General features: G+C 60.0%; 25 protein-coding genes. 7 read left to right on the forward strand and 18 right to left on the reverse strand.

All coding sequences use genetic code 11. The annotated features are described in order from the left end of the window. Positions 1-84: 84 nt before the first annotated feature. The 4 genes from OHL13_RS03090 to OHL13_RS03105 all read right to left on the reverse strand — a co-directional run bounded on the left by OHL13_RS03090 (position 85) and on the right by OHL13_RS03105 (position 3,496). Positions 85-606: a peptidylprolyl isomerase gene (locus OHL13_RS03090; RefSeq protein ID WP_263408645.1), complete on the reverse strand. Its 522-nt coding sequence runs from the start codon at positions 604-606 to the stop codon at positions 85-87. Between the two features lie 42 nt (positions 607-648). After that, positions 649-1,374, reverse strand: coding sequence for a peptidylprolyl isomerase (locus tag OHL13_RS03095; protein ID WP_263409114.1), 726 nt, complete (start codon positions 1,372-1,374; stop codon positions 649-651). Between the two features lie 45 nt (positions 1,375-1,419). Continuing rightward, complete coding sequence (locus tag OHL13_RS03100) at positions 1,420-2,058, reverse strand: hypothetical protein (RefSeq protein WP_263408646.1); 639 nt, start codon at positions 2,056-2,058, stop codon at positions 1,420-1,422. A gap of 193 nt (positions 2,059-2,251) precedes the next feature. Further along, complete coding sequence (locus OHL13_RS03105) at positions 2,252-3,496, reverse strand: dipeptidase (protein ID WP_317889893.1); 1,245 nt, start codon at positions 3,494-3,496, stop codon at positions 2,252-2,254. A gap of 64 nt (positions 3,497-3,560) precedes the next feature. Here OHL13_RS03105 and OHL13_RS03110 point away from each other — a divergent pair, with 64 nt between their 5' ends. Both OHL13_RS03110 and OHL13_RS03115 read left to right on the forward strand, forming a co-directional pair. After that, positions 3,561-4,364 (forward strand): hypothetical protein, encoded by an 804-nt coding sequence (locus OHL13_RS03110; RefSeq protein WP_263408647.1) that lies wholly within the window; start codon positions 3,561-3,563, stop codon positions 4,362-4,364. Between the two features lie 54 nt (positions 4,365-4,418). Next, positions 4,419-4,607, forward strand: a complete 189-nt coding sequence (locus tag OHL13_RS03115; RefSeq protein WP_263408648.1) for a hypothetical protein — start codon at positions 4,419-4,421, stop codon at positions 4,605-4,607. A gap of 92 nt (positions 4,608-4,699) precedes the next feature. Here the strand turns inward: OHL13_RS03115 and OHL13_RS03120 are convergent, their stop codons facing one another. After that, a complete protein-coding gene (locus OHL13_RS03120) occupies positions 4,700-6,457 on the reverse strand; it encodes a DUF885 domain-containing protein (protein WP_263408649.1) in 1,758 nt (585 codons plus the stop codon). Between the two features lie 58 nt (positions 6,458-6,515). Here OHL13_RS03120 and OHL13_RS03125 point away from each other — a divergent pair, with 58 nt between their 5' ends. Further along, positions 6,516-7,388 (forward strand): HAP2/GCS1 family protein, encoded by an 873-nt coding sequence (locus tag OHL13_RS03125; RefSeq protein WP_263408650.1) that lies wholly within the window; start codon positions 6,516-6,518, stop codon positions 7,386-7,388. Positions 7,389-7,464: 76 nt separating this feature from the next. Here the strand turns inward: OHL13_RS03125 and sdhB are convergent, their stop codons facing one another. The 3 genes from sdhB to OHL13_RS03140 form a co-directional block, all read right to left on the reverse strand. Then, complete coding sequence (sdhB, locus tag OHL13_RS03130) at positions 7,465-8,223, reverse strand: succinate dehydrogenase iron-sulfur subunit (RefSeq protein ID WP_263408651.1); 759 nt, start codon at positions 8,221-8,223, stop codon at positions 7,465-7,467. Between the two features lie 127 nt (positions 8,224-8,350). After that, positions 8,351-10,123, reverse strand: a complete 1,773-nt coding sequence (sdhA, locus tag OHL13_RS03135) for a succinate dehydrogenase flavoprotein subunit (RefSeq protein WP_263408652.1) — start codon at positions 10,121-10,123, stop codon at positions 8,351-8,353. Positions 10,124-10,144: 21 nt separating this feature from the next. Then, on the reverse strand, positions 10,145-10,912 hold the full coding sequence (locus OHL13_RS03140; protein WP_263408653.1) for a succinate dehydrogenase: 768 nt from the start codon (positions 10,910-10,912) through the stop codon (positions 10,145-10,147). 226 nt (positions 10,913-11,138) lie between these two features. Between OHL13_RS03140 and OHL13_RS03145 the strand changes: the two genes are divergently transcribed. Continuing rightward, entirely contained in the window at positions 11,139-12,284 is a 1,146-nt protein-coding gene (locus tag OHL13_RS03145) for a PHP domain-containing protein (RefSeq protein WP_263408654.1), read from the forward strand. 8 nt (positions 12,285-12,292) lie between these two features. Here the strand turns inward: OHL13_RS03145 and rdgB are convergent, their stop codons facing one another. The 6 genes from rdgB to OHL13_RS03175 form a co-directional block, all read right to left on the reverse strand. After that, positions 12,293-12,898: an RdgB/HAM1 family non-canonical purine NTP pyrophosphatase gene (gene rdgB / locus OHL13_RS03150; RefSeq protein WP_263408655.1), complete on the reverse strand. Its 606-nt coding sequence runs from the start codon at positions 12,896-12,898 to the stop codon at positions 12,293-12,295. Between the two features lies 1 nt (position 12,899). Beyond that, entirely contained in the window at positions 12,900-14,252 is a 1,353-nt protein-coding gene (locus tag OHL13_RS03155) for a hypothetical protein (RefSeq protein ID WP_263408656.1), read from the reverse strand. A 74-nt stretch (positions 14,253-14,326) separates the two neighbouring features. After that, positions 14,327-14,665 (reverse strand): hypothetical protein, encoded by a 339-nt coding sequence (locus tag OHL13_RS03160; RefSeq protein WP_263408657.1) that lies wholly within the window; start codon positions 14,663-14,665, stop codon positions 14,327-14,329. Positions 14,666-14,718: 53 nt separating this feature from the next. Next, the gene (locus OHL13_RS03165) at positions 14,719-15,576 is read right to left on the reverse strand and encodes a flagellar motor protein MotB (RefSeq protein ID WP_263408658.1); all 858 of its coding nucleotides are present in this window, start codon (positions 15,574-15,576) and stop codon (positions 14,719-14,721) included. A gap of 4 nt (positions 15,577-15,580) precedes the next feature. Continuing rightward, positions 15,581-16,345 (reverse strand): flagellar motor protein, encoded by a 765-nt coding sequence (locus OHL13_RS03170; protein WP_263408659.1) that lies wholly within the window; start codon positions 16,343-16,345, stop codon positions 15,581-15,583. A 12-nt stretch (positions 16,346-16,357) separates the two neighbouring features. Beyond that, entirely contained in the window at positions 16,358-16,609 is a 252-nt protein-coding gene (locus OHL13_RS03175) for a flagellar FlbD family protein (protein WP_263408660.1), read from the reverse strand. Positions 16,610-16,806: 197 nt separating this feature from the next. Here OHL13_RS03175 and OHL13_RS03180 point away from each other — a divergent pair, with 197 nt between their 5' ends. From OHL13_RS03180 to fliS, 3 genes are all read left to right on the forward strand, one after another. Continuing rightward, positions 16,807-17,661: a flagellin gene (locus tag OHL13_RS03180; RefSeq protein WP_263408661.1), complete on the forward strand. Its 855-nt coding sequence runs from the start codon at positions 16,807-16,809 to the stop codon at positions 17,659-17,661. A gap of 116 nt (positions 17,662-17,777) precedes the next feature. After that, positions 17,778-19,139: a flagellar filament capping protein FliD gene (gene fliD / locus OHL13_RS03185; RefSeq protein WP_263408662.1), complete on the forward strand. Its 1,362-nt coding sequence runs from the start codon at positions 17,778-17,780 to the stop codon at positions 19,137-19,139. Positions 19,140-19,145: 6 nt separating this feature from the next. After that, complete coding sequence (fliS, locus tag OHL13_RS03190) at positions 19,146-19,622, forward strand: flagellar export chaperone FliS (protein ID WP_263408663.1); 477 nt, start codon at positions 19,146-19,148, stop codon at positions 19,620-19,622. Here fliS and OHL13_RS03195 read toward each other — a convergent pair. The 4 genes from OHL13_RS03195 to OHL13_RS03210 all read right to left on the reverse strand — a co-directional run bounded on the left by OHL13_RS03195 (position 19,619) and on the right by OHL13_RS03210 (position 25,345). Further along, positions 19,619-21,373 (reverse strand): ABC transporter ATP-binding protein, encoded by a 1,755-nt coding sequence (locus tag OHL13_RS03195; RefSeq protein WP_263408664.1) that lies wholly within the window; start codon positions 21,371-21,373, stop codon positions 19,619-19,621. The genes fliS and OHL13_RS03195 overlap by 4 nt on opposite strands. 21 nt (positions 21,374-21,394) lie before the next feature. Beyond that, the gene (locus tag OHL13_RS03200) at positions 21,395-22,033 is read right to left on the reverse strand and encodes an FKBP-type peptidyl-prolyl cis-trans isomerase (RefSeq protein WP_263408665.1); all 639 of its coding nucleotides are present in this window, start codon (positions 22,031-22,033) and stop codon (positions 21,395-21,397) included. A gap of 25 nt (positions 22,034-22,058) precedes the next feature. Next, the gene (lptG, locus tag OHL13_RS03205; RefSeq protein ID WP_263408666.1) at positions 22,059-24,398 is read right to left on the reverse strand and encodes an LPS export ABC transporter permease LptG; all 2,340 of its coding nucleotides are present in this window, start codon (positions 24,396-24,398) and stop codon (positions 22,059-22,061) included. A gap of 104 nt (positions 24,399-24,502) precedes the next feature. Next, the gene (locus OHL13_RS03210; protein WP_263409116.1) at positions 24,503-25,345 is read right to left on the reverse strand and encodes an acyl-CoA desaturase; all 843 of its coding nucleotides are present in this window, start codon (positions 25,343-25,345) and stop codon (positions 24,503-24,505) included. Between the last annotated feature and the right edge of the window lie 193 nt (positions 25,346-25,538).

Genomic DNA, 25,538 nt, shown 5'->3' on the forward strand with positions numbered 1-25,538 from the left:
GTGAGTTTCTTAGGTGTTAGTTTTCAGAAAAGGCAAAAGGCCCGCCGGTTGGCGGGCCTTTCTGTGCTGCGACGTAGTGAGTCGTTATGCGACGCGCTCGATCACCAGCGACTCGATCTGGACATCCTTCTTCGGACGGTCCATTGCGCCGGTGGGGACCTTGCTGATCTTCTCGACCAGGTCGTAGCCCTCGACCACTTCGCCGAAGATGGTGTGGCGGCCGGTCAGCCATGTGGTGGGGGCAACCGTGATGAAGAACTGGCTGCCGTTGGTGTTGGGGCCTGCATTTGCCATCGCCAGCTTGCCCTTTTCCTGGAAGCCGTGCGGGCTGCCCTTGGTCTCGTCTGCAAAGCGGTAGCCGGGGCCGCCCATGCCGGAGCCTTCCGGATCGCCACCCTGGATCATGAAGTCAGGAATCACGCGATGGAAGATGGTGCCGTCGTACAGCTTGGCGCCCTTCTTCGACGGCGAGGTCCAGTCCTTGGTGCCTTCGGCCAGACCGATGAAATTGGCAACGGTCTCCGGCGCGTCCTTCTCGAACAGGCGGCAGACGATGGTGCCCTCAGTGGTATTGAAAACGGCGTAGGTGCCGGGGGTACGTGACATAGTTTCTCCTTGCGATAGTCAGGATACAGGAATTGGGTGGATTTACTGGGCTGTTGGCGCGGGCGTTACAGCGGCAGGCGCCGGCATGGGGTCCGGAGGCAGGGGCTGGCCCTCGGGGACGATGGTGACCTTATTGATGGTCACCGGCGTCAAAGGTTTGTCCTGCGAATTGGTCGGGACGCGGGCAATGGTCTGCACGACGACCACCGAATGCGCGTCGCACTGGCCAAAGATGGTGTGCTTGCCGTTCAACTCCATCACCGGAGCCTCGGTAACGAAAAACTGGCTGCCATTGGTGCCGGGGCCGGAGTTGGCCATAGCGAGCCGGCCGGGCTGGTTGAAGGTCAGCGCCGGGGTCAGCTCGTCATTGAACATGAAGCCGGGGTCGCCGGTGCCGTTGCCGGCGCGGTCGCCGCCCTGGATCATGAACCGCGGAATGACGCGGTGGAAGGTGGTGCCGTCGTAGAAGCGCGTGTTGTGCTTCCGTTCCTGGCTGAGCGGATCGGCCCAGTCCTTGGTGCCGTTGGCCAGGTCAATGAAGTTGGCAACGGTAATGGGGGCTTCCTTCTGGAAGAACTGGCAGGTCAGCCGCCCCATAGAGGTGTCAATGACGGCCGTTGGGCCGTTCGGCTTGGCCTCCTGCACGATGTTGGCCGTGGTACTGGGCGTGTCCGGCAGGTCATCGACCGGCTTGGGCGCGGGCGTTGTCTGCTGCTGGGCGAAGGCGGAGACTGCGAGCGAAACACTAAGGACGAAAGCGCGAACCATCACCCTTAAAGCCTACTAGGTCTGGCGCACTTTCGTCCTGTTGTGTCAGAGAGCACCGGCAGTCTCAATCACAGCCGTTGAGAGCATCGCAGTGGGCGCAACCGGAGGATCCGGAGCGACCAGAAAGCGCCGTGAAAGGGCGGAAGCGAAGACCCCGGTCTCGTCATGGTGAGCGGTATGGCGGTGAATATGCAGATATTCATGCTGGAAGACGCGGGAGATGGCTCGCGCCATGGCATCCATGCGCTCCGCAGGCTTCATGGGAGCGATCGCATCGTTGATCGTCTGTGCGATCTCCTGGCAGTCGATCAGGATGTAATTGATTGGCTCGCCATTGACGAAGGGAACGGAACCAAGCGGTCTGGGAGCGTGGGGAGGGGGAAGCTGGGGCAGAATGTCACAGGAGCCGGTGAAGCGTACGAACAGTATTTCGGGGAAGTCTGAGGCGGCGGAGGGCATCTGCGAGAGGTAGAAGAGTGGGGAGGGGTGACCGGGACTTAGTTCCTGCCAGCGTTGCTGTATTTCTGTAGCAACCGCATTTGCAAAAGCTGGTTTGAAGTTCTCTGGATGGTCTGGCTTCAGGATGAGGGCTGGTTGGGTGTAGTGCTGCGCCCTGGCGGGGAAGGAAACCGTCAACAGAAAAAATAGCCCGAGGACAAACAAACAACAACGTGAAACTTTCATTGCAACTTACCTGCGGCCTTTCTTGGGCCGCCGAGTAAGATGCTCCTCTGTTCGCTTGTTTGTAAAGGGATTTTAGATATTTTTTTGAGATTTTTTAGTCCGGGAAGATCGACTGGTTACTGGCGACCTATTCCCGGACTATCTTCGTCTTATAGGAATTTAACCTTCGAAACTAACTTCCCCGTAACACGTCTTACTGGAAGGATGGGTCGGCCTTCGCCTGCACTTCGCGGAAGACACGCAGCAGGTTTCCACCCAGTAGTTTCTTCATGTCGGCGGCGGAGTAGCCGCGCGCCATCAGTGCTGCGGTGATCTTTGGCAGGTCGGCGGCGGAGTCGATTCCCGCTGGTGGTTGCGGTATGCCATCGAAGTCTGTGCCGATGCCGACATGGTCAATGCCGGCAATCTTGATGACATGGTCAAAGTGGTCGATCAGCGACTCCAGGGGAGCGCGGCCGATCTTTGCCGCATACTTGCGGTCAATCGCGTCCGACGCGGCATAGGAGACGGGAATCCCCTTGGCGTGGCATTCGGCTTCCAGGGCGTCCTGCTCTTTCTGCCGTTCCGGCCTGCTGGCGTTCCATGCCTGGCGCCACTTCTCGTCGATGAAGGCAGGGAAGAAGTTCACCATCACCACGCCTCCGTTTTTGGCGACGGCGTGAATCTGGTCATCGGTCAGGTTGCGTGTGGACTGCGTCAGCGCACGTGCCGAAGAGTGTGAGGCGATGATGGGCGATTTGCTGACCTCGATGACGTCCCAGAAGGTCTTGTCGGCAACATGAGAGACGTCGACCATCATGCCCAGCTTGTTCATCTCCGCGACGACCTGCTTGCCGAACTCCGTCAGGCCGTTGTGGTGTTTCACGGCGGGGTCGTCCATGTCGCCGGAACTGTCGGCCCAGTCGTTGGTGTTGGACCAGGTCAGCGTCATGTAGCGGACGCCGAGGCGGTAGTAATCGCGCAGCAGACCCAGATTGTTCTCAATCGAGTGGCCGCCCTCAATGCCCATGCAGGCGGCGAATTTTCCGACCTTGTGCGCGGCGACGATCTCATCCGGAGTACGGCACAGCGACATCTGAGCCGGGTGCAGACGCACCTGCTCCAGAACACCGTCAATCAGCGACAGGGTCCGCACGGCGGACCGGTTTGCCGGAAACTGGGACGGGTCCACCCAGATGGAGAAGAACAGGGCGTCCAGGTTGCCCTTCTTTGCCGACTCGTAGTTGATCATGCCACCGTTGAGCGGGGCCAGGAAGTCCCAGTGCTCGTCGACAAAGCGCTGCGGCGTGTCGGCATGGGTATCAATCACAAGAGCTTCGGCGTGAACTTTGGCGGGGTCCTGTTGCATGGTCTTCTTTCGAGATTCCTGCTGGCCCGGCGAGGCGATGGCCAGATTCAGGGTTGTGGTCGCGATCAGGAGGAAGCGAACAATTTTCATTGGCGAATGGAAGGTACTGCTCTATGGTAGCGGTATCCAGCTTATCCATGGAGTTCTGAAAGTGATGCAATCGCTACGCAAAGGCTTGCTGTGCCTGCTCACGCTCGTTTCGGCCACAATGGCACACGCTGCCGAGAAGAAGCCGCAAATCCCCGAAAACGCAACCTTTGCGGTGAAGCCGATCGATGGTTTTGAGTACTTTCTGATTGCGGCCATATACAAAAGAGAGCTGCCCATAACGATTGTTCGAAATCCTGCTACGGCGGACTATGTCATCGATGGCAGCATAGACTCGACACGCGCTTCCACAGCGAAGGCCTTCTGGCTGGGCGTTGATGCAGAGCATCTGGACGCCACGCTCAATCTGACACGGAATAGTGATCGCACGCAGGTATGGCAGGAAAAGGCATCGGCAGCTCTGGCGAACCGGGGGCAGCAAAGCGTTGCTGATAGCTTTGCAAAGCACCTTTCCAGGGAGATAGAGGGCAAGCAGAGGAAGCCCTACGAACTTGTCGTGGAGCCAAAGGTGTACGTGGCGGTGGAGGGCGAGTTTCGGCTCGCGATGCTCGAGGCATGGAAAGCGAAGCAGGTTCCGGCGACGATTGTCAGTAGCCGCGAGGATGCGGACTACATTTTGGAAGGTGTCTCACGCACGACAAAGGCGGATACCCGCCACAAAGTGCTGTTGCTCAACTGGCAATCGCGAGAACAGGCAGCGATTGCCTTGTTTGACCGTCAGGGCGCAGTCCGGTTTGCTTATGCGTACTACTTCGAGCAATCCCATCATGGCGTGAAAAGCTCTGCGGAATCCTGCGCCAAGTATCTTGGCGACCAGTTTCGCAGCGCAAATAAGCACCCGGAACCGTAGGAAACCCCAACGGCATACTCTGCGTCAGAGTATGCCCAGAGAGGTGATTGAACTATGGGTATCGGCGTAAATTCGACCAAAGATCCGGCGCGTCCCTCGCACGAGGCGCTGGTGCATCGCGAAGGCGACACGGAAAACCTGAACAAGCTTAACCAGGAAGCCATGGAGGCAGCCCGCCGGGGCCAACAGCGCATCAAAGAAACTGAGAAGACGGCACCAGGTAACAAGCTCTTCACCAAGTAATCTTCACGACGTAGCGCCTTGAGCGTGACCCCGAACAGAAGAGGAAAAGCCCCGCCAAATGCGGGGCTTTTCTCATGCTTGTTTCAGGGCGATCACTTTTTCTGTTCGTCGGGAATGAAGTGGTCTTCCACGGCTTTCTTCATCAGGTTGGGCGGCAGGAGTCCCTGCGCCAGGATGAAGTCGTGGAAGCGCTGCTGGTTGAATTTTGGCCCCAGGGCCGCCTGGGTCGACTTCCGCAGTTCCAGCAGGCGCGTATAGCCGTAGAAATAGCTGTTGGCTTGGCCCGGCATGCGGAAGGTGTAACGCTCCACCTCCTGGTTGGCGAAAGGGACGGACATGCCTACATCGGAGGTGAGGACGCGCATCGCCTCCTGAGGGGTTACCTTGCCGGACTGCAGTTCCGGGTCCAGGAAGGCACGGGCGGCGCGCAGAAGGCGGAACTGCAGGCTGATCAACTGGCCTTCGAGCGGCATGTAGGGCAGCGTGATGTACTCGGCGTAGAGTCCCCAGCCTTCTGCGTTGGTGGAGTTGAAAGCATAGAGAGCGCGGGCCTTGGAGACGCCGTGCTCCACCATGGAATCAAACTGCAGTTCGTGGCCGGGGCGGGCTTCATGGGCGATCAGCGTCCAGGTGGCGGCGTCAAAGGTGTAGTCATCCACCTTCTGTGCGGCTGCGCCACCCACGGCCGGCATGTTCAAAGGAAGCACAAAGACGCCGCGCTGGCCGGTGTTGTTCAGGAATGGCGGCGGAATCATATGCGGGGCCGGCTGCTGGACAGATTCCGCCGGAGAGCCAAGACGGATGATTGCAGGGCGGTCCGGCAGCGTGACCAGGTGCTGTGTCTCGATAATCTCTTCAATCGCGTGCAGGCGCTTCTCGTAGAAGGGCAGAATCTCGTCGTTGGTCATCTGTTTCAGCTTCAGTTGCGCGATGACATAGCGGTAGTCCGAGTTCGGCAGGTGGTCGCGCTGGGCGATCCTGGTCGCAATCTGCTGCATCTGCGCCTGGTAGTCCTGAAAGGCGGCATGCGCCAGGCGGTCAATCTGTGCCGGCGTAATGTCGATGCCGTAGTCAGCAAAGTTCAGGGCATACTCTTCCGGAGTCAGACGGAAGTCGGTGCGCGCTTTGGGCAGCACGGTTGCTTTCAGCCAGGTGTCGTAGTCGGTAAGCTGCTTCTGCAGCAGGGCGTAGTTGGCCTCCCACCCGGTGAGTTTGTACTTCCTGAACAGGTCGGCGATACCATCGACGCGTGCCTTGTTGCGGGAGAGTTCGAGTTCCATCCGCATCTTCGCGGGGTAGATCATGCCAGGCTTGGCAATCTGCTCTTCGGTGCGCTGGCGAAGGATGGCGGTGATGGGCTGGAAGCCTTTGGTCTGCCCGGTGTACTTGGCCAGGCGCACCAGCGCGGCCTTGCGGCGATCCGGCGTTACCTGGTCGTCCAGCAAGGCTTCAATTCCGCTGTACACATAGCCCGCGGCGTTGATAAATGGCACATTGTGCGCGCGGGAGTAGTCCTGGCGCTTGAAGTCGCGCTGCGTGCTGTCGATCAGGATATCCAGGTCCTGGCGCACCAGTTCGTCTGGTTCGGACTTTTCGGCGGAGACCAGTTTGGCCAGAACAGCCTCGGTGTCCTTGCGCTGGGCGTCCTCGTTGGCCAGCGTTGGGACGGAAATATCGGCGTCAAACTGCGCCAGGCCCTGTCCGGAGGCCGATTCCGGAGAGTATTTCTTGTCCAGATCGAGCAGAAGCTGGGTGTAGCCGTCGGAGGTCCGGACCCAGGCAGGCTGCTTTTCCTGTGCCAGCAGGGGGAGTGCGGTAAGTGTCAGAAACGCGGCGGCGGTAATTTTCATGCTCATCCTCAGGTAATGAAGGCTTAGGGTAACGCATCTAAAGAAGTGGAGGAAGCTAATGCGAGCACGAGTTTTTACGGCGTGGATGCTTGCCTGTCTTATTTCAGGAGCAGCCAGAGGGCAGGGGACGGAAGCCACGCAGGGGGATTTTCATGGCCGCGTTGCCAGCGTCTATAACTTTTCTCCTCACATGATCAGCCCATCGCAGCAGAAGGAGAAAGCTGCGCAGATGGACGCCTTCTGGAAGGACGTAAAGGCTGACCCCGCTGGTATGCTGCCCCAACTGCGTGCCGAACTGAAGAACCCCCAGACGCCGCGCTTTTTCAAGTACGACGGCAGCGCCCTGCTGCTGAGCATGAGCCACTCGCCTGACGACGAAAAGCTGATTGCGGACACGCTGCCAGCCACCGACCTGGCCGATGTGGTGCCGCTGGCCTACTTCAACATGGTGCACAAGCTCTCCGTCGATGGTATGGATGCCACCCAGGCAGCGCTGCACCTGCTGGATGATGGGAACTTTCAGGTGGTTCTTCCGCAGCACGCCATGACCCTGAAGCGCCCCATGGCGCTGGTTTTCCTGCTGCTGCCCATGCCGGAAGAGAACTGGGCAGACGCCCTGGTGACGGAGTTCAACAAGGCGAAGAAGGATGAGACCAAGACCACGCTGCTGACCGCCATGTTTTTCGCACAGACTCCGCAGACCGATGCCGTGATTGCCGGTGCGGCGCAGGGCGGTCAGAGTACCGCTGTGCAGGCCGAAGCAAGGCGTTGGCTACAGACCATCGCCGACGCTCGCCAGACCAAGTACAAGGTGAAGGGCAAGGAGCCGGAGATTCGCGAAGCTCGCCGTGCAGCTGCGGCAACGGTCAGCGATGAGGCTTTGAGTGATATCTCGGCGATGACAGGGAGACTGGTGCAGGTGAGGAAGTAGGCACTGATGTGATGGTTAGGTGAAATAAGAAAGGGGTTGGCATATTGCCAGCCCCTTTCTTTGCAATTAGTTACGCCTACGCGCGGAAGAAGTCCTTTACCTTCTGCACGAAGACATCGCGGCCCATGTCGCTGATGGCTTCGGTCAAGGGCAGGCCCTTGGGGCAGGCCTGGACGCAGTTCTGGGCGAAGCCGCACTCCTGCACGCCGCCGTCGCCGGAGAGCGCACGCAGGCGCTCTTCCTTCAGTACGGAGCCTGCGGGGTCCATGTTGAAGAGCTTGGCCTGTGCGATGGTCGCCGCGCCGACGAAGTTGGTTACATCGTTGAACTGCGGGCAGACCTCCATGCAGATGGTGCAGCTGATGCAGTTCGACAGCGGGTAGCGCTGCTCCTGAATCTGCGGAGCCTGCTTGGGGCCTGTGCCCAGGTCATACGTGCCGTCAATCGGAACCCAGGCCTTCACCTTCTTCAGGTTCTCGAAGAGAACCTGGCGGTCGACTGCAAGGTCGCGGACGACGGGGAACTTCGAAAGCGGGGCCAGCGTGATCTTGCCGCCGCCCTCTTCCATCAGCTTGTCCACCAGAGCGGAGCAGGCCATGCGGGCTTTCCCGTTGATCAGCATCGCGCACGAACCGCAGATCTCTTCCAGGCAGTTCGAGTCGTAGGTGATCGGTGTGGTCGCCTTGCCGTCCTTGGTGGTCGGGTTGAGCGCAATCTCGCCCAGCAGCGAGGTGATGTTCATGTTGGGGCGATAGGGAATCGAGAACTGTTCGACAGCTCCGTTGCCGTCGGGACCGTTCTGGCGCTTCACTTCGACTTCAATCGTGGTCGGCATCTTGTTTGAACCTCAGGGGCTTTGTAAGCTCCGGGGCTAAAGCCCCTTTCGTAGAGAGTCCTGATTCACACGGCTAAAGCCGTGTGCTTAATCCGGTTGGAGGACGGAAGTCCTCCAACCCTTGGTCTTAGTTGGAGGTGTACACGCGGGGACGCGGCTTGATGTACTGTGTGTCCACTTCCTGGTATTCGATCCTGGGTGCTCCGTCGACAAAGCTTGCCATCGTTGTCTTGAGGAAGTTCTCGTCGTCGCGCTTCTCGAAGTCGGGCTTGTAGTGTGCACCGCGGCTTTCGTCGCGCAGGCGTGCACCCTGCACGATGACGCGTGCGAGCTCCAGCATGTTGTAGAGCTGGCGGGCGAAGGCAAAGCTGGTGTTAGCCCACTGGCTCTTGTCCGAGAGGTTGATATTCCGGTAGCGGGCCAGCAGTTCGACCAGCTTGGCGTCGGCTTCGTCCAGGCCCTTGTTGTAGCGCACGATGGTGGCGTGCTGGGTCATGGTCTCGCCGAGTTCGCGCCAGATTTTGAACGGGTTCTCGGTGCCCTGGTTGTTCAGCAGAATATTGTTGTACTGCTGCTGGCGAACCAGCTCGGCCGCGTGGCCGCCGTCGCCTTCCTGCGGAACCAGACCCTTGGCGTACTCCATGGCCTTCGGTCCGGCCACGAAGCCGCCGTAGATGCAGCTGAGCAGCGAATTCGCGCCGAGGCGGTTGGCTCCGTGGATGGAGTAGTCGGCCTCACCCGCGGCGAAGACGCCGGGGATGTTGGTCATCTGGTTGAAGTCCACCCACAGGCCGCCCATGGTGTAGTGCATGCCCGGGAAGATCTTCATCGGGACCTTGCGCGGATCGTCGCCGACAAACTTCTCGTAGATCTCCAGGATGCCTTCGAGCTTGTGCTGGCGCTCGGGCGGCAGGTGCGAGACGTCCAGATAGACCATCGGCTGGCCGTCGATGCCCATGCCGTTCTCGTAGACCACCTTGAAGATCTCGCGGGTAGCGATGTCACGCGGGACCAGGTTGCCGTACTTGGGATACTTCTCTTCGAGGAAGTACCAGCGCTCGGCATCCGGGATGGAGTTGGGCTGGCGCTTGTCCTTCGGGTCACGCGGGACCCATACACGGCCACCTTCGCCGCGGGCGGATTCAGACATCAGCCGAAGCTTGTCCTCACCGGGGATGGCTGTGGGGTGAACCTGGATGAACTCGCCGTTGGCGTAGTACGCGCCCTGCTGATAGAGAGCGGACTGGGCTGAGCCGGTGCAGACGACCGAGTTGGTGCTCTTGCCGAAGATGGCTCCGTTGCCGCCGGTGCAGACAATGATGGCGTCGGCGGGGAAGGTCTTGGTCTCCATGGTGCGCAGGTTCATGGCCACAATGCCGCGGCACTCGCCCTTGCTGCCCAGGACGGCGGAGAGGAACTCCCAGCCCTCATACTTGGTGACCTTGCCTTCAGACTCGAAGCGGCGCACCTGCTCGTCCAGGGCGTAGAGCAGCTGCTGGCCGGTGGTTGCGCCTGCGAAGGCGGTGCGGTGGTACAGCGTGCCACCGAAGCGGCGGAAGTCCAGCAGGCCTTCGGGGGTGCGGTTGAAGGGCACGCCCATGCGGTCCAGAAGGTCAATGATGGCCGGACCCTGCGCGGTCATGTTCTTGACCGGCGTCTGGTTGGCCAGGAAGTCACCACCATAGATGGTGTCGTCAAAGTGCTTGTAGACGTCATCGCCTTCGCCCTTCAGGTTCTTGGCGGCGTTGATGCCGCCCTGGGCGCAGACGGAGTGCGAGCGCTTGACGGGGACGATCGAGAACAGGTCGACCTTGCCGCCCGCTTCGGCGATCTTGATGACGGAGGACAGACCCGCGAGTCCGCCACCGACGACGATAATTCTTGGAGTAGCTGCAGCCATGGTGGTTCGTATCCTCTTCAGTTATTGCTGCGGTGCGTAAGCGGGTGGAACTGCCGGGGCAGAATCTTCCGTCTGCTGGGGCAGCACATCAACCGGCGAATAAGGGCGGCTGTAGGTGACAGCGTAGATGCTGACGAGGCCCATGATGCAGAGGGCGGCGCCAACAACCGTGCAGACCCAGCCAAAACGCTTGCGGGCGACCTCGCCCGGTGTAATGCCCCACTTGGCTGCAAACAGCCAGATGCCGTAGGCAAAGTGCCAGCAGGTGGCGATCATGGCGATGCAGTAGATGGCGAACATCCATGGATTCATCAACTCATACTGCACCTTGGCATAGGCCAGGCCGGGGTGCTCAGGCAGGCTGACACCCATGAAGCGCTGACGAAGTACGTGCTGAACGATATACGCGAATGCGATCAGGCCCGTTACACGCTGGGAGAGGTACATCCAGTTTCCGGCCCACGGATAGACATTCACATTCGTACGGCCACGGACGGCGATAAAGACGCCATAGAGCGCATGGAAGAGCAGGGGAATAAAGATGAAGCCCCACTCCAGAACGCGGACCAGCGGCAGGCTGTTCAGGAACAGCACCTGCTTGGCGTAGGCCACGGGACCGTTCACGATCTCGAAGTTCGAAACAATATGCTCGACCAGGAACGCGCCGATGGGAATGATGCCGGTCAGCGAATGGAGCCGGCGCCATACAAAAGAGTTGCCTTCGCCCGCACGGAGGGGCTGAACCCCCTTCAGGGTGGGGCTGGCAGGCTGTGGGGCGGTTGTCGCCATGTGGGTGTGACCTCGGAAACGGATGTCAGCCAGAAGCTGCGGCAACCGTATTATTCCGCCCGTAGAAAACGAGGGTCAAGGAAAAGACGCCTGTCGCGTGCGATTATCGGAAAATTGTGCGATTTTTGTGCTGTACCAACTTTGGTGCACTTTTCACAAACTGTTCTTATATCGCTGACCATCTGTTGACGTGTTTCGCGCGACCTTAGGGTCGGAGGGCACGAAGATGCCAAGCGTGATTACCTGCAGTTGGAAAGAGCGAGTAAATACCCGGTCCTTCCGGAGCGGGGTTTCGCTTCACAGCCACACCAACCAGTCCAAGGAGACTCTGAACTTCATCGCCGCCATGGGCAACAAGATTCCCTGGCTGGAGCGCTTTGTGCGTTCCCGCGAAGAGAAGTGCGCCGGCCGCTACGGTCTGAAGCTGGACTTTGACCGCGCCTACTGGACTCCTCCGTTGACGCCGATGCAGGCGCTTGACCTGGAACGCAACCAGATTGAGAAGGGTCTCGACCTGCAGGCGATGGTGTCCATCACCGATCACGACGACATCAACGCGCCGCTGCTGTTGCGCGCTGCCAATGCGGACGAAGATCTGGCCATCAGCGTGGAGTGGAGCGCACCCTTCGGCGTCACAACCTTCCACCTGGGCATTCATAACCTGCCGGCGGCCACCAGCCAGCAGTGGATGGTCCGTATGGAAGCGGCGACCGCCATGCCGGATGAGCGCGAGGTTCGCGCGATCCTGGCCGAGTTGCACGAGATCAAGCAGGTGCTGATCGTCTTCAACCACCCCATGTGGGACCTGTACGACATTGGTGTGGAACGCCACGTGATGGAAGTGGAACGCTTCCTGCGCGACTGCGGCGGCTTTGTCCATGCGCTGGAACTGAACGGTCTGCGCAACTGGCAGGAGAACCGTACGGTCATCGAAATGGCGGAGCGCTGGGGCATGCTGCTGATCAGCGGCGGTGACCGCCACGGCACCGAGCCCAATGCGAACGTGAACCTGACGCAGGCCACCAGCTTTGCGGAGTTCGTGCACGAGGTCCGCATCGACCGCGTCAGCCACGTCCACTTTATGCCGCAGTATGCCGAGCCGTGGAAGCATCGCGTGCTGGAGTCGACACTGGCCGCCATCCGAAACTATCCGGAGTTTCCCGAAGGTTCGCGCCGCTGGGATGAGCGCGTCTTCCACCCGGATGCGAATGGTGTGATGCAGCCGGTATCGGCCATGTGGCAGAAAGGCCGTGCCCCCTGGTATATCGGTGCCAGCCTGACCGCTGTCCGCATGATGGGCGCAGGTCCCTTCTGGCACGGGCTGCGCATGGCCTGGAGCGAAGCCGAACCGGAGTTCAAACTGGCAGAGTAGTCTCCCGTTTAGAGTTGCCGCAGCAGCGACTCGAAGGCTCGGCCACGATGGCTGAGCCTTTGTTTTTGTTCCAGCGAAACCTCGGCCATCGTCTGCTGCAGCTCGGGCAGATAAAAAAGCGGATCGTAGCCAAATCCGCCGTCTCCGCGTGGAGTCTCCAGCACAAGGCCGTCCACGGTGCCCTCGGCGGTTTTCACCACCTGGCCGTCGCGAGCGATGGCCAGCACGCAGCGGTAGCGGCCCTGGCGCTGGTTCTGCGGAATGCCATTCATTGCTTGCAGCAGTGCAGCATTGTTGCGGCCGTCTTTGGTGGAGCCGGGTTCGGCAGGGAAGCCCAGGTCTTCGGCATAGCGGGCGGAGCGTACGCCGGGCGCTCCGTTCAGCTCCGCGACTTCAAGCCCTGAATCGTCGGCCATCACCAGCAGTCCGCGGGCGTGCTGCGAGTAGTAGACAGCCTTCGCGATCGCGTTGCCCTCGAAGGTGGGTTCGTTCTCCGGCGGTTCCGGAATAGAAGCCAGCCCCGGCAGGGGGGCGACTTCTACGTTGTGCTGCTGTGCAATCGCAGCGAAGTCGCGCAGCTTGCCGGGGTTGGTGGTTGCCAGGTAGATGGTCATGCTACTTGGATGTTATGCGAAAGCGCACGAAGGCCTGTACCGCGAACGGATGCGCTCCGTAAGCAGCTGTCAGCGCGGGAGAGGGAGAGTAGGTGGTGAACTGCGCCCCCGGAGCGGCCGTCAGGTGCGGAGCAATGTGCCAGTCGCGGTCATAGCCAAAGGTATAGGCCGCGACATGGCCTGCCGGTTCTTCGTGCGAGTCGCCGAGCAGTTCCGTGGTGCGTCCGGCAAGCTCCATGCGCGTCCACACGGAGTTCGCCTTCGCGAAGTGATACAGCGCCTCCAGTGTGTAGGAGTTCTGCTTCTTGTTGTCGGGAATCGCCCGCGTGCGGCCCCAGATCAGTGAAATGGCCAGGTTGCCCGGAGCCATGTTCATGGAACCCTGCTTGCCGATGGGGAGGTTGTACATCACTGAGGCAGTCTGCCGCGCCTGATCCTCGCCCTGGTGGGATGCCTCCGGAGCTTTGATATGCGCGATGGAGTACTGCCCGCTCCAGTTGCGTGTCGGGTTTACCGTGACGCGCGTCGAGTAGGAATCCACCCCATGGCCGTTGGCCGAGGATTGGAACTGCCAGCGTCCTTCGTCCGGCTCGCCGCCATGAAAGCCCGACTGCTCCACGCGGATCCAGCGATAAGTTACGCCCGCCGTGAAGACGTTGTAGGCAATGTGTGTCGAGTCCTGCTGGTGGTGGCCGAGCGTCGCGATAGGATCTTCCGCGGCCGACCAGCGGTGCGGATAGGCGATTGGTCCAATGGCAGGATCGCCGACAGGTGCGGCATAAAAGCTGACCAGCGTGTTCTCGCTTGGCCGCAGATCGTAGATGGCTGCAAGCTCCATCAGGAAGTTGTGCGGGTGCTGGCCATCGACAATGGGCTGGCCAAAGGCGGTTTCTCCCTGCTGAAACAGCTCCGGATAACGCCGATCGGTGATCGTCGCCGGTTCCAGCGAGAACATGGCGCGCGCCGTGAACAGGCCGGGGCCGGCCTTGCGCTGGGCCATCGGCATCACCCAGTTGGTGGAGAAGAATTTGTCCTTGCCACGCGGGCCGCTCTGCTGCGTGTCGGTCACAAAGGCGGAGCCGTGCAGCATCAGCATCCACTCGCCGTGATGCTTCATCAGCATGGGCATGGGAGTGGAGACCGGTTCCGCCGTGGTGCCGGAGGTGACATGGTTCAGGATGCTGTCAATGAAGCTGGTGGGATGGTCCATGCGCTGCATGGAGTGCTCCATGTCCAGAAGACTGGTCGTGGGTTCCATCGTCATTCCTGGCATGGAAGCGTGGTCGTGTTCCTGCGCCGTGATGGCAGCAGAGGTTGCGAGCAGGAGGAGGCCCGCGGAGATACGGCGAAACATATAGATGTCCTTTCAGCAAAAAAACAGTCAGGTGCGCGACGGTTATGCGCGCGAAGACAGGGCTGAAAGGGGAATCAGATACGGAGTGCGACCAGCTCTGGCGGTGGAGGCAAAGCAACCTCGGGCAGCGGAGCGTTGGTTACTGCCACCCTGTCAAAGACAACATGCGTCAGCGGCAAAATCTCCGCAAGCGCAAGGTCTGGCAGGCGAACCTGCGGTTCGGTGACAGCATCGCTGCGGTGATTAGCCGCGCAGCAGGAAGCAGGCTGCTGCTGGTGCGGATGCAGGGGGCAATCTGCCGGCATGTTCTGCGCCATGGCTGGAGCAGCCATGCCCGCGCACACCATGATGACGAGCATAGCGCCCAGAACAATGGCCGCTGCAAATCCGCGCATGGTGCGAAGTGTGTGCATCTTCACTCTATGATACGCGCGAAGCCCGGGAAGGTTACAGGGCTCCACGCGCATCATTGCGAAGAGGGTGCAAGTGGCGGAGGCGTAACTACCGGCTGCGGAGCAGGTGCCGCTGGCGCAGGCTGCAGAATAACAATGTCCACGCGGCGGTTCTGTGTCCGCCCTTCGTCGGTGGCATTGGAGGCAACAGGATGAAACTCCGCATAGCCAGCGGCGGAGATCAGGCCGGGATCGATCTTCGTCTGCTCAAGAATGGCGCGTGCAATAGCGGACGCGCGCGCTGACGACAGCTCCCAGTTGGAGGCGAACTGCGCGGTGTGGATGGGGCGGTTGTCGCTGTGCCCCTCCACGCGGATCTTCATGTTGGCAGGCAGCGCGGCAATAATCTTCGCAAGCGCACTTTCTGAAGCAGCCCATACTTCGGCGGAGCCGGAGGCGAAGAAGCCTGCCTCCTGCAAGGAAACGGTGATACCGTCGGCAGACTGATGCACGGAGATGGAGCCTCCGGGCTGCAGCTTGCCTGCGGACTTGCTCTGCAGGGGAGCCTGCTGTGCGGCTTGTACCTGTTGTATGGCCTGGCGGACCCTGGCCGCGATCTCTTCCGGACTGCTGCCGCCCTCTCCATCGCTCTTGCGGATGTCAGGAGCCATGGCCAGCGGCATCTCAACCGGCATGGACTGTGCTCCCGCTCCACCTTCCGTGAGTGCGGGCGTTGCCGAGTGCATCTCGAAGATGCGTGTATCCGTAAAGGCCGCCTGCATGGCCGCGGCCATACGTTGCGACTTCTTCTTGTCGCTTTGACCGGAGGCGAACAGTACCACAAAGAAGGCGAAGAGCAGGGTGATGAAGTCGGCGTAAGAGACAAGCCAGCGTTCATGGTTGACGTGTTCGGGATGTTTCTTTTTTCCCATGACGTTATGCCTTCTCCGCGTGTCCTTCTTCCATCAGGAAGGTGCGCAGCTTGGTCTCCATCATGCGCGGGTTCATGCCTTCCAGGATGCTGACGACGCCTTCGAGCATCATCTCTTTCAGCATGGTTTCTTCCCGATGGCGGATCTTGAGCTTGCCCGCAGCGGGCAGGCACACCAGGTTGGCCAGCGCTACGCCATAGATGGTGGCAACGAAGGCGACGGCGATGCCGCGGCCGACCTCGTCAATGTTGTCCAGGTGCTGCATTACCTGGATCAGGCCCAGCACGGCGCCAATGATGCCAACTGTTGGTGAAAATCCACCGGCAGATTCAAATACCTGCGGAATCTTTTCTTCGATCTCGCTCTTGTTGTCCAGCTCAAGCTGCATGATGTTGCGAACCTCGGCCGGCTCTGTGCCGTCGACGGCCAGCATCATGGCCTGCTTCAGAAAGGGATCTGTAACCTTGCCCAGTTCCTGGTCCAGCGAGACGATGCCGTCCTTGCGGGCTTTGTTGGCGAAGTCAACCAGTTGCTTGACCATGGCGTTGCCGTCGGCGCCCTTGTGCAGGAATACGGAGATGAACTTCTTTATGGCAGCCAGAAAGATGCTGAGGGGAAACTGAAGCATCACGGCACCTGCGGTGCCACCGCCGACGATCATCATGGCCGTGGGCTGCGTAATCTGGGCAAGCTTGCCGCCTTCGATCATCATGCCGCCAAGAATGCCGAGAAGGGCAAGCACAATGCCTGCAACGCTGGCGATGTCCATGGTCTTTATCCTTTACCGGGTGTGGGGTTCAGTACCGTGCGCAATCTTTGCCGTCAGAGCTTCCAGAGCAGTCGGCCATGTGGAACGCAGCAGGTTCATCTTGTAGTGCAGGGCAAGATCCATCACCTGCTGGCAGCCTTCACGCACAACGATCTTTTCTCCGGTCACCAGCGTGATCATGGTGTCCGGCGCGGCTTCGATGTACTTGATCAGCTCCGCATTCATATAGATCGTGTGGCCGTTCAGCCGTGTTAGTTCAATCATGGTGATGCACTCCGGTGCTCATTGCTGGTTATCGGCCCAAGGGGATTTCCCATTACTTTTGCGTACCGGGCTAATGTCCATGCTTGACAGGCCGATGAGGGTGGTGAACGCGGAGCCTTCCGCGAGGTGAGCCACCAACGGGCACCAGGCAGGCAAAGCGAAATTCAATCTTTTGCTGTACCAAGGAGTGAATCCCAATGTCCCTGAGTGTCCTGAACAACATCGCCGCGATTCGCGCGCAGAACAACCTTTCGCAGACGCAGAAGAGCCTGCAGAGCACGCTGACCCAGCTTTCTTCGGGTTCGCGTATCAACTCCGGTGCGGACGACGCAGCCGGCCTGGCCGTTGCCGATGGCCTGCATGCCAACGTTGCTGCCCTGAACCAGTCGGCCCGTAACGCCAGCGATGGCATCGGCCTGCTGCAGACCGCCGATGGCGCTCTGTCGCAGGTGACCAACCTGCTGAATCGTGCTGTTACCCTGGCGACCCAGGCTGCCAACGGTACCCTGAACTCGTCGCAGGTTTCCGCCGCCAACCAGGAGTACCAGAACATCCTGACCGAAGTCGGCAACATCGGCTCGACCACCAACTTCAACGGCAACACGGTTTTCTCCAGCTCGGCGACAACGATTTTTGTTTCGGACGGAACCAGCTCCGGCGCGACCGCTTTCAGCGATACGACCGGCGCCCTGAGCACCGCAAGCGTGGGTACCGATGCGGCAGGCAACAGTGTTGATTTCACCGCTTCCGGCGTTGCGACTCTGACGGCCTCCACGGCGCAGACCGTGTTGACCAGCCTGACCACCGCCATTGCGGACGTTGCCTACCAGCGCGGTCAGCTTGGCGCCAACATCAACCAGCTCAGCGCGGCACAGTCGGTCGTCGCATCCCAGAGCGAAAACCTGACATCGGCTGAGTCCAACGTTCGTTCGACGGACTACGCCAGCGCCACCAGCGACCTGGCCAAGTTCCAGGTGCTGAGCCAGACGGGCATCAGCGCCCTGGCCCAGGCCAACCAGGTGCAGCAGCAGGTCCTGAAGCTCCTGCAATAATTCATGCGTTTCTTCGGGCGGATGGGAGCTACTCAAGTCCCATCCGCCATTTTTTCTTGCAGTAAGTTAATCCATCGTCAGGGATGTTTGGCAACTGACGTGCGAAGAGTCTTGGCATGGGGACAGTCGGTCTTACATTCGGTTCAGCTACCAGCGGAAACGGCTTTGACGTGGCCACGACCGTCAATTCGATCGTTGCCATTCGCCAGGGGATTGAGACGCCATGGAAAAACCAGCTCACCAGTCTGCAGAGCCAGGACACGGTGCTCTCCCAGATTGGGACAGACCTGGCGACGCTTTCAAGCAGCCTGACCAGTCTTACGGACTTCAACGGCGTTCTGGCGCAGAAGCAGGGTTCCAGCTCCGCCGCCAATATTCTTTCTCTCTCATCGGCATCAAGCACAGCGGTTGCCGGGAGTCATACCGTGGTTGTGCAGTCGCTGGCACAGACCTCCTCTCTGTATTCCAGTACCATCTCCAGCGCGACGGCCTCCATCAGCGGATCACTCACGATTCAAGTCGGCAGTGATACAGGGCAGGCCGTGGATGTTCCCTCGGGGGGAAGTCTTACCGACTATGCCACGGCGATTAACGCTGCCGGCATCGGTGTCCGCGCAAGTGTCATCAGCGATAGTTCAGGTGCCCGTCTCTCGCTCGTTAGCCAGACCAGCGGCTCAGCCGGTGCGTTGACCGTGACCGGCAGTATCAGTGACAGCAGCGGAAACTCAATCACTCTGCAGCAGGGACAACAAGCCAGGGATGCGCAACTGACGGTCGATGGCGTAGCGATCACCAGCAGTTCCAATACGGTGAGCGGAGCCATTCCCGGAGTGTCGTTTCAGCTTGTTTCCGCGGACCTGAACACACCCGTTCAGGTTGTGATCGCTAATGACAACTCCTCGATTGAAACAGCCTTCAACAGCTTTGTGACCGCCTATAACACGGTATCGAAGGAACTGACCGCGCAGTCGACGGTCAGCAGCGGAGGCACGGCCCCGGCTCTATCGGGAACCTCCACGCTTGCCTTATTGCAGCAGCAGTTGACTTCAGCTTTGTTTGGCGGAGCTGGCAGCGGATCGATCAAGAGTATCGACCAGTTGGGCATCACGGTTCAGAAGGATGGCACGCTCAGCTTCGATGCGACCGGCCTGGAAGCGACCCTGACAAGGCACTTTGATGATGTTGTTGGATTTTTGCAGAACACGGGTAGCTTCGGTCAGCATTTTCGTTCGGTGGTCGATGGGCTTGGCTCTGGCTCTACGACCGGCATTATTTACGGTGCTCAGCGCGAAAACACAGCCAAGGAACGGGCTTTGAACGACAGCATTTCAGCCACGGAAGATCGTATTGCCAACTTTAAAACGCAGTTGACCTCGCAACTTACCGCCGCCAACCAGATCCTGCAGTCCATTCCGGATCAACTTGGTCAGGTAGACAAGATTTATGCGGCAATCACTGGCTACAACACGAAGGGATAACCAAAGATGAACGGCTACGAACAGCAGGCACTCGCGGGCTCGACCGGAATTGAACTTGTCGTGGCTCTCTACGACGGCGCGCTGCGCTTTCTTTACCGCGCGGCACAGTGTGTGGACGAGCATGATATTCACGGTCGTCGGACAGCGGTCAAGCGCGTGACCGATATCTTTATCTACCTGCAGACCACGCTGCGTACGGATGTCTGCGCAAAGACTACCGCGGCGCTGGCTGACTTCTACGCCGCCATGTTCCAGCTCACGCTGGAGGCATCGCACTACGAATCGCGCGAGCAGTTTGAAGAGGTGATTGCCTGCGTGAAGGAAGTCCGTGAGGCCTGGGTTGTTGCCGCCCGCGACCCTGAAGCCCGGAGCGTGATGCCGCGTGACCTGCGGACACGCCAGGAATCCCTTGCGAAGACGATGCCAGCTGCCGCCATGCAGACTCCCGAGGCAGCGTCTGCTTCCTCAAGCTGGAGCGCCTAGGCGGTTACCGCAATCTCTTCTTCGAGCTGCTGCTTCTCATACAGGCTGGTGTAGTAGCCACCAAGCGACAGCAGCTCTTCATGTGTGCCCAGCTCGGCAATGCGGCCATCAATCAGCACGGCGATCTGGTCGGCATTCGATGCCGTTGAGACACGGTGCGAGATAAAGATCGTCGTGCGGCCCTGCATCGCATGCTTCAGGCCGCTCAGAATCTTCTCTTCGGTGTAGGTATCGACCGAGGCCAGGGCATCATCCAGAATCAGGATGCGCGGATCGCGGATCAGCGCGCGGGCAATGGCTGTGCGCTGCTTCTGTCCGCCAGACAGAGTAATGCCACGCTCGCCCACCAGGGTGTCAAAGCCGTTGGGGAACTCCTGGATCTCTGCCGCAATGTGCGCCGTGGTCGCGGCCTGCACAATCTGCTCATCGGTCGCGCTCTCCACGCCAAAGGCAATGTTTCCGCGGATGCTTTCCGAGAACAGGAAGGTCTCCTGCGGTACGAAGCCAATATTGCTGCGCAGCACCGTCAGCGGATAGTTGCGAATGGGGATGCCATCAATCAGCACCTGGCCGTCCGGAGCATCCAGCAGGCGGGGAATCAGGTTCACAAGCGTCGACTTACCTGAACCTGTCGGGCCAACGATCGCCAGCGATGTGCCTGCCGGAACCTTCAACGCAACGCCATGCAGCACCGGCGCATTCGATCCATAGGCGAAGTCCAGTCCGCGGAACTCAATCTCTCCACGCAGTTTCAGGTCCTTTGCAATGGAGGCGTCGACAGCGGAGTTATCAATCGCCGCCTGGTACTTCAACAGTTCATCAATACGAGCGACCGATGCTGTTCCGCGTTGGAAAAGGTTCACCACCCATCCCAACGCAATCATGGGCCAGGTAAGCTGCACGATGATGATGGCGAAAGCGGTAAAGTTGCCGGCCGAGACATGGCCCTTTACCACCTCGTGTCCACCGACCAGCAGCGTAATCACCATGGCGAAGCCGAGCACGAACTCCAGCGTGGGCCACAGCATGGCCATCAGGCGAACCAGCAGCAGGCTGCGGCGGATGTACTCGCGGTTGGCCTCTTCCCAGCTGGCAATCTCAGCCTCTTCCTGCGCGAAGGCACGGATAAAGCGGGCTCCGGAAAAGTTCTCCTGTGCCTTGGCCGAGATCTCCGAGAACATGGCCTGGATTCGCTCAAACCGCGTATGGATCCTGCTGCCGAAGTACTGCACCACGATGGACGCGACCGGCAGCGGCACAAACGCGCACAGCGTAATCCAGGGGCTGATCTTCATCATGTATGGCAGCGCCGCGGCGGTAAAGACGATGGTGTTGGCGCTGTACATGATGGCCGGTCCAAGCAACTGGCGAACGGCGTTCAGGTCATTGGTGGTGCGCGCCATAATGTCGCCGGTGCGGTGCTGATGATAGAAGCTCGGCGGCTGGCGCAGCAGGTTTTCAAACAGGTCGTTGCGCAGGTCGTACTCAATCTCGCGGCTTGCGCCGATGACGATCTGCCGCATCAGGTACAGGAACACGGCGCTCAGAGCCGCCACGCCAAACAGCAACAGGCCATGATGAAAGATCTTGGCCTGGGTGACGCCCTCGCGCATGTCGTCTACCGCGCTGCCAATGATCTTTGGCAGCGCGATCTTGCTGGCGTTGTACAGCACAGTCACCACCGCTCCCATCGCAAGCTGTTTGCGATAGCGCTTCAGGTATGGAAAAAGTGGTGACAGGCGTTGAAACATCAGCTTGGACGAATCTCCTGCTTACTTGGGCTGCTGGGAACTAGATGCCGGAGGAGGGGTGGAAGGTGCAGGTTCCGCCGGAGGCTGCGGCAGCGTGTCCGACTGCGCCAGAAGTTCGATATCGAAGATCAACGGGCTCTTCGGCGGAATCGGGCCGCTTCCGGCCGCGCCATAGCCTAGCTGCCAGGGCACCAGGATGCGGCGCTTGCCGCCGACGTGCATTCCTTCAAAACCCGTGTCCCAGCCGGCAATGACGCGCCGTGCGCCGTAGGGGAAGGTGAAGGGCTGGTTGCGGTCTACCGAGGAGTCAAACTTGGTGCCGTCCGGCAGCCAGCCGGTGTAGTGCACGGTGTAGAACTTACGGGGTTCGGCCAGCGGACCATCGCCAATCTTGATGTCAATATAGGTCAACGCATACAGCGTCTGCGGAGCGCCGGAAATCGGAGGGGCTCCTGCCGGATTGAAGTCCGGTGCAACCGCGGGTGCGGCTGCGGGCTTGCGGGTTGCTACCGTCCCGGTCCGGTGCGTGGCCGCGGGCGTCGTCTTTCTGGGGGCAGGTTTCGGGGTGGTGGCGGCGGTGCCTTGCGCCAGGACGGCGGTGGCGGAAAGAGCAAGGCTCAGGGCAACAATCTTCACGTTGGTTAGAACTCCTTCAGGCATTTGCTCTTCCACTGTATCGAATTGCCTAGGTGGGTGTGCGCAGCAGCAGATAAGCCCCGGCAAAAGCGAACAGAATATCCGGCGACCAGGCGGCCAGCATCGGCGGCAGGGTATTCACGTTGCCCATTGCCTCAAACAGGCCGGCAATCACCCAGTAGGCAATCGCCAGTCCAATGGCCGCGGCAATGCCAGTCAGAGACCCCTTGCGTCCCATCGACAGCGCAAACGGAATGGCCAGCACGGCCATCACCAGCGTGACCAGCGGATACGCCAGCTTGTGATTCAACTGGACTCGCAGGCGCATGGTGTCAAAGCCGGACTGTTTCAGGTCGTTGATGTAACTGGCCAGGTCGCCAAAGGACATCTCCTGCGCGGCGACGACTTCTTTTTTGAAGTAGCCTGGCTGCTCGTGGATCTCCGGAAAGAGCGAGACGGTGAAGGGCTGGTAGGTTGCAACCGCTTCCTTGTCGAAGGTACGCTGCCATCCGTTCTCAAGAATCCACTGGCGCGCGCTCTGGTCCCAATGGGCGCTTGTGGCGAACACGCGGCGTTGCAGGGTGAACGATCCCGGCTGGAACTCGAAGACCGTCAGGTTGGCAAACGCATTCTGATCCGGATTGAAGAACTGGTAGTAGAAGATGCGTGTCGGTTCACCAGCTTTGCTGGCCTGCCCGCTGATCCACTTCCGGTCCGGACGTAGAAAGGTCTGCGCGGGGCGTCCCTTGATGACGGAACGCAGTGCCTCCTGCCGTTTATTGGCCGCCGGCAGGTAGAACTCGTCGAAGGCAAACAGGGAGACGGCCAGCACGCCCGCCAGCGCAATCACCGGCGCCGCAATGCGGTAGAGCGAGATGCCCGTCGCTTTCATCGCCGTAATCTCACTGGTGCGGTTCAGAGCGCCAAATGTCACCAGCACAGCGATCAAGGCGCATAGCGGCGCCAGGTTGTACAGCATGTAGGGAATCAGGTTGATCAGGTAGTCGCCCACGGTGACCAGCGGCGTCCGGTTGCGGATAATATCGCCGATCAGTTCAAAGAAGCTGAAGATGAGGGACAGTGAGATAAATGAGGCCAGCACCATGGCAAAGCTGGCCACAAACTGCCGCATCACATAATCGTCCAGCAGCAGCGGGAAGCCCCACAGTGTCTTGCGGGAGACGCGATCATTGATGCGGGTGGCGGACGAATCCTCCGGCTGCGCACAGCCTGTCTTGCCACGCTTCAACCTGGAGCTTATCCAGTGGCCAACGGTCGCCAGCTTGCCGAGGGAGATCGTCTCCACCGAAAGCCGCCATAGCAGCGTGATGCCGGCCAGAGCGAAGATGACGTTTGCGGCCCACACGCCAACCACCACCGGCAGCTTGCCCTGGCGGGCCACCGACTCGCCGATGGACGAGAACAGGTAATAAATGAAGACCAGCAGGATGGTAAGGACGAACCCGGTCGACTTGCCCCCGCGTCGAGATGACAGCCCCAGCGGAACACCCACCAGAACCAGTACAAAGCAGGCAAAGGGGTAGGAGAAGCGCTTCTGCAGTTCAATGCGGCGCAGTGTGATATCAGGCGCGTCTTTCCGCATCAGCTCGGGAATCCCCATGGCCAGCAGAGGCGTGTTGCGGCGCGTGATGTGCGTGTCATCCGGGCCGCCCGCGCTGATGGGCAGATCTGTCTCGCTGAAAGTGGAGATGTTGTACTGGTTCGGATCGTTTGCCGCGATCTGGTGCTGGCCGCCGTCATGCAGGCTCATGCGAAGCGTCTGGTTGCCGCCGTTGACCACAATCGCTTCATTGGCCGTGGTGATCAGAGGGGAAGCCGGATGCGCCAGGTCGGCCAGGAAGACATGCTTCCACTGTGCCGCACCCACACCGGGCACGACATCCTGCACGTAGAGAACGTAGTCCTTGAAGTCCTCGTAAAAGACACGCGGCTGCACCTCAAAGCTGACCTGCGACTGCTTGAGCTGGTTCTCCAACTGGATCAGCGCGGTTGCCGCCTTCGGCGCCAGGTACAGGGAGTTGCCAAGACCCAGCAGAAACGCTCCCACGGCGATGATGGAGACAATCCGCGTAAAGCTCAGCACGCCCATACCGCTGGCGCGCATCGCCGTCACCTCGGAGTCCGCCGCCAGCCGCGACAGCCCCAGGAGTACGCCCACAAGTACGGACATCGGCAATGTCAGCGTCAGCGTGTTGGGTACGGTGTAGAGGAAGATGCGGAAGACGTCCGTCAGCGGAGCAGAGCCACGCACGACCAGCTCCAGAATCTTGCCCAGGTCGCGCATGAACAGCACAAAGGTAAACAGTGCGCCGCCCAGCAGGGCGTGGGAGAGAAGCTCTCGCAGAATATAGCGGGTCAGAATGCGCACGGCATTAGTAGTGTACGAGGGAAGCGAGTGAGGAGCGAACGTCTGGATATGGAAAGTGAAAAGGCCCGCCGAAGCGGGCCTTTTCCGGATGCAAAAACAGCCGTTTAGCTGCCAGCAGGCTTCGGATCCGACGGATCCCACTGCGCGACCAGAACCTTCTTGGCCAGACCCAGCTTTTCCATCACCCAGATGCCGTAATAGTTGATGTCGAACTCGTACCAGGTCAGGCCGTGGCGGGCGCTTACCGGGTGAGCGTGGTGGTTGTTGTGCCAGCCTTCGCCGCCGGTCAGCAGGGCAACCCACCAGTTGTTGCGGGAATCATCGCGAGTCTCAAAGCGGCGCGCGCCCCACAGGTGGTTGGCGGAGTTGACCAGCCAGGTGGCGTGCAGGCCAACAACCGTGCGCAGCCCAATGCCCCAGGCAACCATGGACCAGCCGCCGATGGCGTAGCAGATGGCAGCGGCAACCGCGATGGTCAGGATGTGATACTTCGACATAAAGACCTGGAAGCGGTCCTTGGTCAGGTCAGGAGCGTAGCGGGCCAGCATCGCGGTGTGGGTGTGCAGCGTGCGACCGGAGATGATCCATCCGGCATGCGCCCACCAGGTGCCGTCGTGCGGCGTATGCGGGTCGCCTTCCTGGTCCGAAAGCTGGTGGTGAACGCGGTGCGTGGCCACCCAGAAGATTGGCCCGCCCTCAAGCGCCAGCGTGCCGCAGATGGTCAGTACATACTCCAGCCACTTGGGAACCTTGTAGCCACGGTGCGTCAGCAGCCGGTGGTAGCACATGCCGATGCCCACGTTGATGGCCAGGAAGTACAGAACCACAAACGCAGCGAGGTTCTTCCACGAGAAGCAGAACAGGGCTGCGATCGCTCCCAGGTGGAAGACTCCCATGAAGATTGAGGTGGTCCAATTGATCTTTCCACCCTGGGCTGTGCGACCCATCAGAACATCGCTGTTAGGCCGGTTCTTCAACGGGGTCGGTCGGACGACGAAGGTCTGCGTCGCGTTGGGAGCGTCGTGGGCCGTCGTTTCAGTTTCCGTGGTGCGTGGTGTCAGGGTCTTGGACAAATCTGTACCTCAGTTCCGGGTGCAACGTTGACTTAAAGACTAACAGCGTTATTAAGGCAAGTCCCGT

It is taken from the genome of Terriglobus tenax, from assembly GCF_025685395.1.
Lineage (GTDB): Bacteria > Acidobacteriota > Terriglobia > Terriglobales > Acidobacteriaceae > Terriglobus > Terriglobus tenax.

Coding starts and splice junctions, on each gene's coding strand:
- OHL13_RS03145 (WP_263408654.1), top strand. CDS start 11,139: ATGCCAAGCGTGATTACCTGCAGTTGGAAAGAGCGAGTAAATACCCGG.
- sdhB (WP_263408651.1), bottom strand. CDS start 8,223: ATGCCGACCACGATTGAAGTCGAAGTGAAGCGCCAGAACGGTCCCGAC.
- OHL13_RS03170 (WP_263408659.1), bottom strand. CDS start 16,345: ATGGACATCGCCAGCGTTGCAGGCATTGTGCTTGCCCTTCTCGGCATT.
- OHL13_RS03195 (WP_263408664.1), bottom strand. CDS start 21,373: ATGTTTCAACGCCTGTCACCACTTTTTCCATACCTGAAGCGCTATCGC.
- OHL13_RS03180 (WP_263408661.1), top strand. CDS start 16,807: ATGTCCCTGAGTGTCCTGAACAACATCGCCGCGATTCGCGCGCAGAAC.
- OHL13_RS03175 (WP_263408660.1), bottom strand. CDS start 16,609: ATGATTGAACTAACACGGCTGAACGGCCACACGATCTATATGAATGCG.
- OHL13_RS03090 (WP_263408645.1), bottom strand. CDS start 606: ATGTCACGTACCCCCGGCACCTACGCCGTTTTCAATACCACTGAGGGC.
- OHL13_RS03105 (WP_317889893.1), bottom strand. CDS start 3,496: ATGAAAATTGTTCGCTTCCTCCTGATCGCGACCACAACCCTGAATCTG.
- OHL13_RS03140 (WP_263408653.1), bottom strand. CDS start 10,912: ATGGCGACAACCGCCCCACAGCCTGCCAGCCCCACCCTGAAGGGGGTT.
- OHL13_RS03165 (WP_263408658.1), bottom strand. CDS start 15,576: ATGGGAAAAAAGAAACATCCCGAACACGTCAACCATGAACGCTGGCTT.
- OHL13_RS03200 (WP_263408665.1), bottom strand. CDS start 22,033: ATGCCTGAAGGAGTTCTAACCAACGTGAAGATTGTTGCCCTGAGCCTT.
- OHL13_RS03160 (WP_263408657.1), bottom strand. CDS start 14,665: ATGCACACACTTCGCACCATGCGCGGATTTGCAGCGGCCATTGTTCTG.
- fliD (WP_263408662.1), top strand. CDS start 17,778: ATGGGGACAGTCGGTCTTACATTCGGTTCAGCTACCAGCGGAAACGGC.
- OHL13_RS03210 (WP_263409116.1), bottom strand. CDS start 25,345: ATGGGTCGCACAGCCCAGGGTGGAAAGATCAATTGGACCACCTCAATC.
- fliS (WP_263408663.1), top strand. CDS start 19,146: ATGAACGGCTACGAACAGCAGGCACTCGCGGGCTCGACCGGAATTGAA.
- OHL13_RS03155 (WP_263408656.1), bottom strand. CDS start 14,252: ATGTTTCGCCGTATCTCCGCGGGCCTCCTCCTGCTCGCAACCTCTGCT.
- OHL13_RS03095 (WP_263409114.1), bottom strand. CDS start 1,374: ATGGTTCGCGCTTTCGTCCTTAGTGTTTCGCTCGCAGTCTCCGCCTTC.
- OHL13_RS03100 (WP_263408646.1), bottom strand. CDS start 2,058: ATGAAAGTTTCACGTTGTTGTTTGTTTGTCCTCGGGCTATTTTTTCTG.
- OHL13_RS03110 (WP_263408647.1), top strand. CDS start 3,561: ATGCAATCGCTACGCAAAGGCTTGCTGTGCCTGCTCACGCTCGTTTCG.
- OHL13_RS03125 (WP_263408650.1), top strand. CDS start 6,516: ATGCGAGCACGAGTTTTTACGGCGTGGATGCTTGCCTGTCTTATTTCA.
- sdhA (WP_263408652.1), bottom strand. CDS start 10,123: ATGGCTGCAGCTACTCCAAGAATTATCGTCGTCGGTGGCGGACTCGCG.
- OHL13_RS03120 (WP_263408649.1), bottom strand. CDS start 6,457: ATGAAAATTACCGCCGCCGCGTTTCTGACACTTACCGCACTCCCCCTG.
- rdgB (WP_263408655.1), bottom strand. CDS start 12,898: ATGACCATCTACCTGGCAACCACCAACCCCGGCAAGCTGCGCGACTTC.
- OHL13_RS03115 (WP_263408648.1), top strand. CDS start 4,419: ATGGGTATCGGCGTAAATTCGACCAAAGATCCGGCGCGTCCCTCGCAC.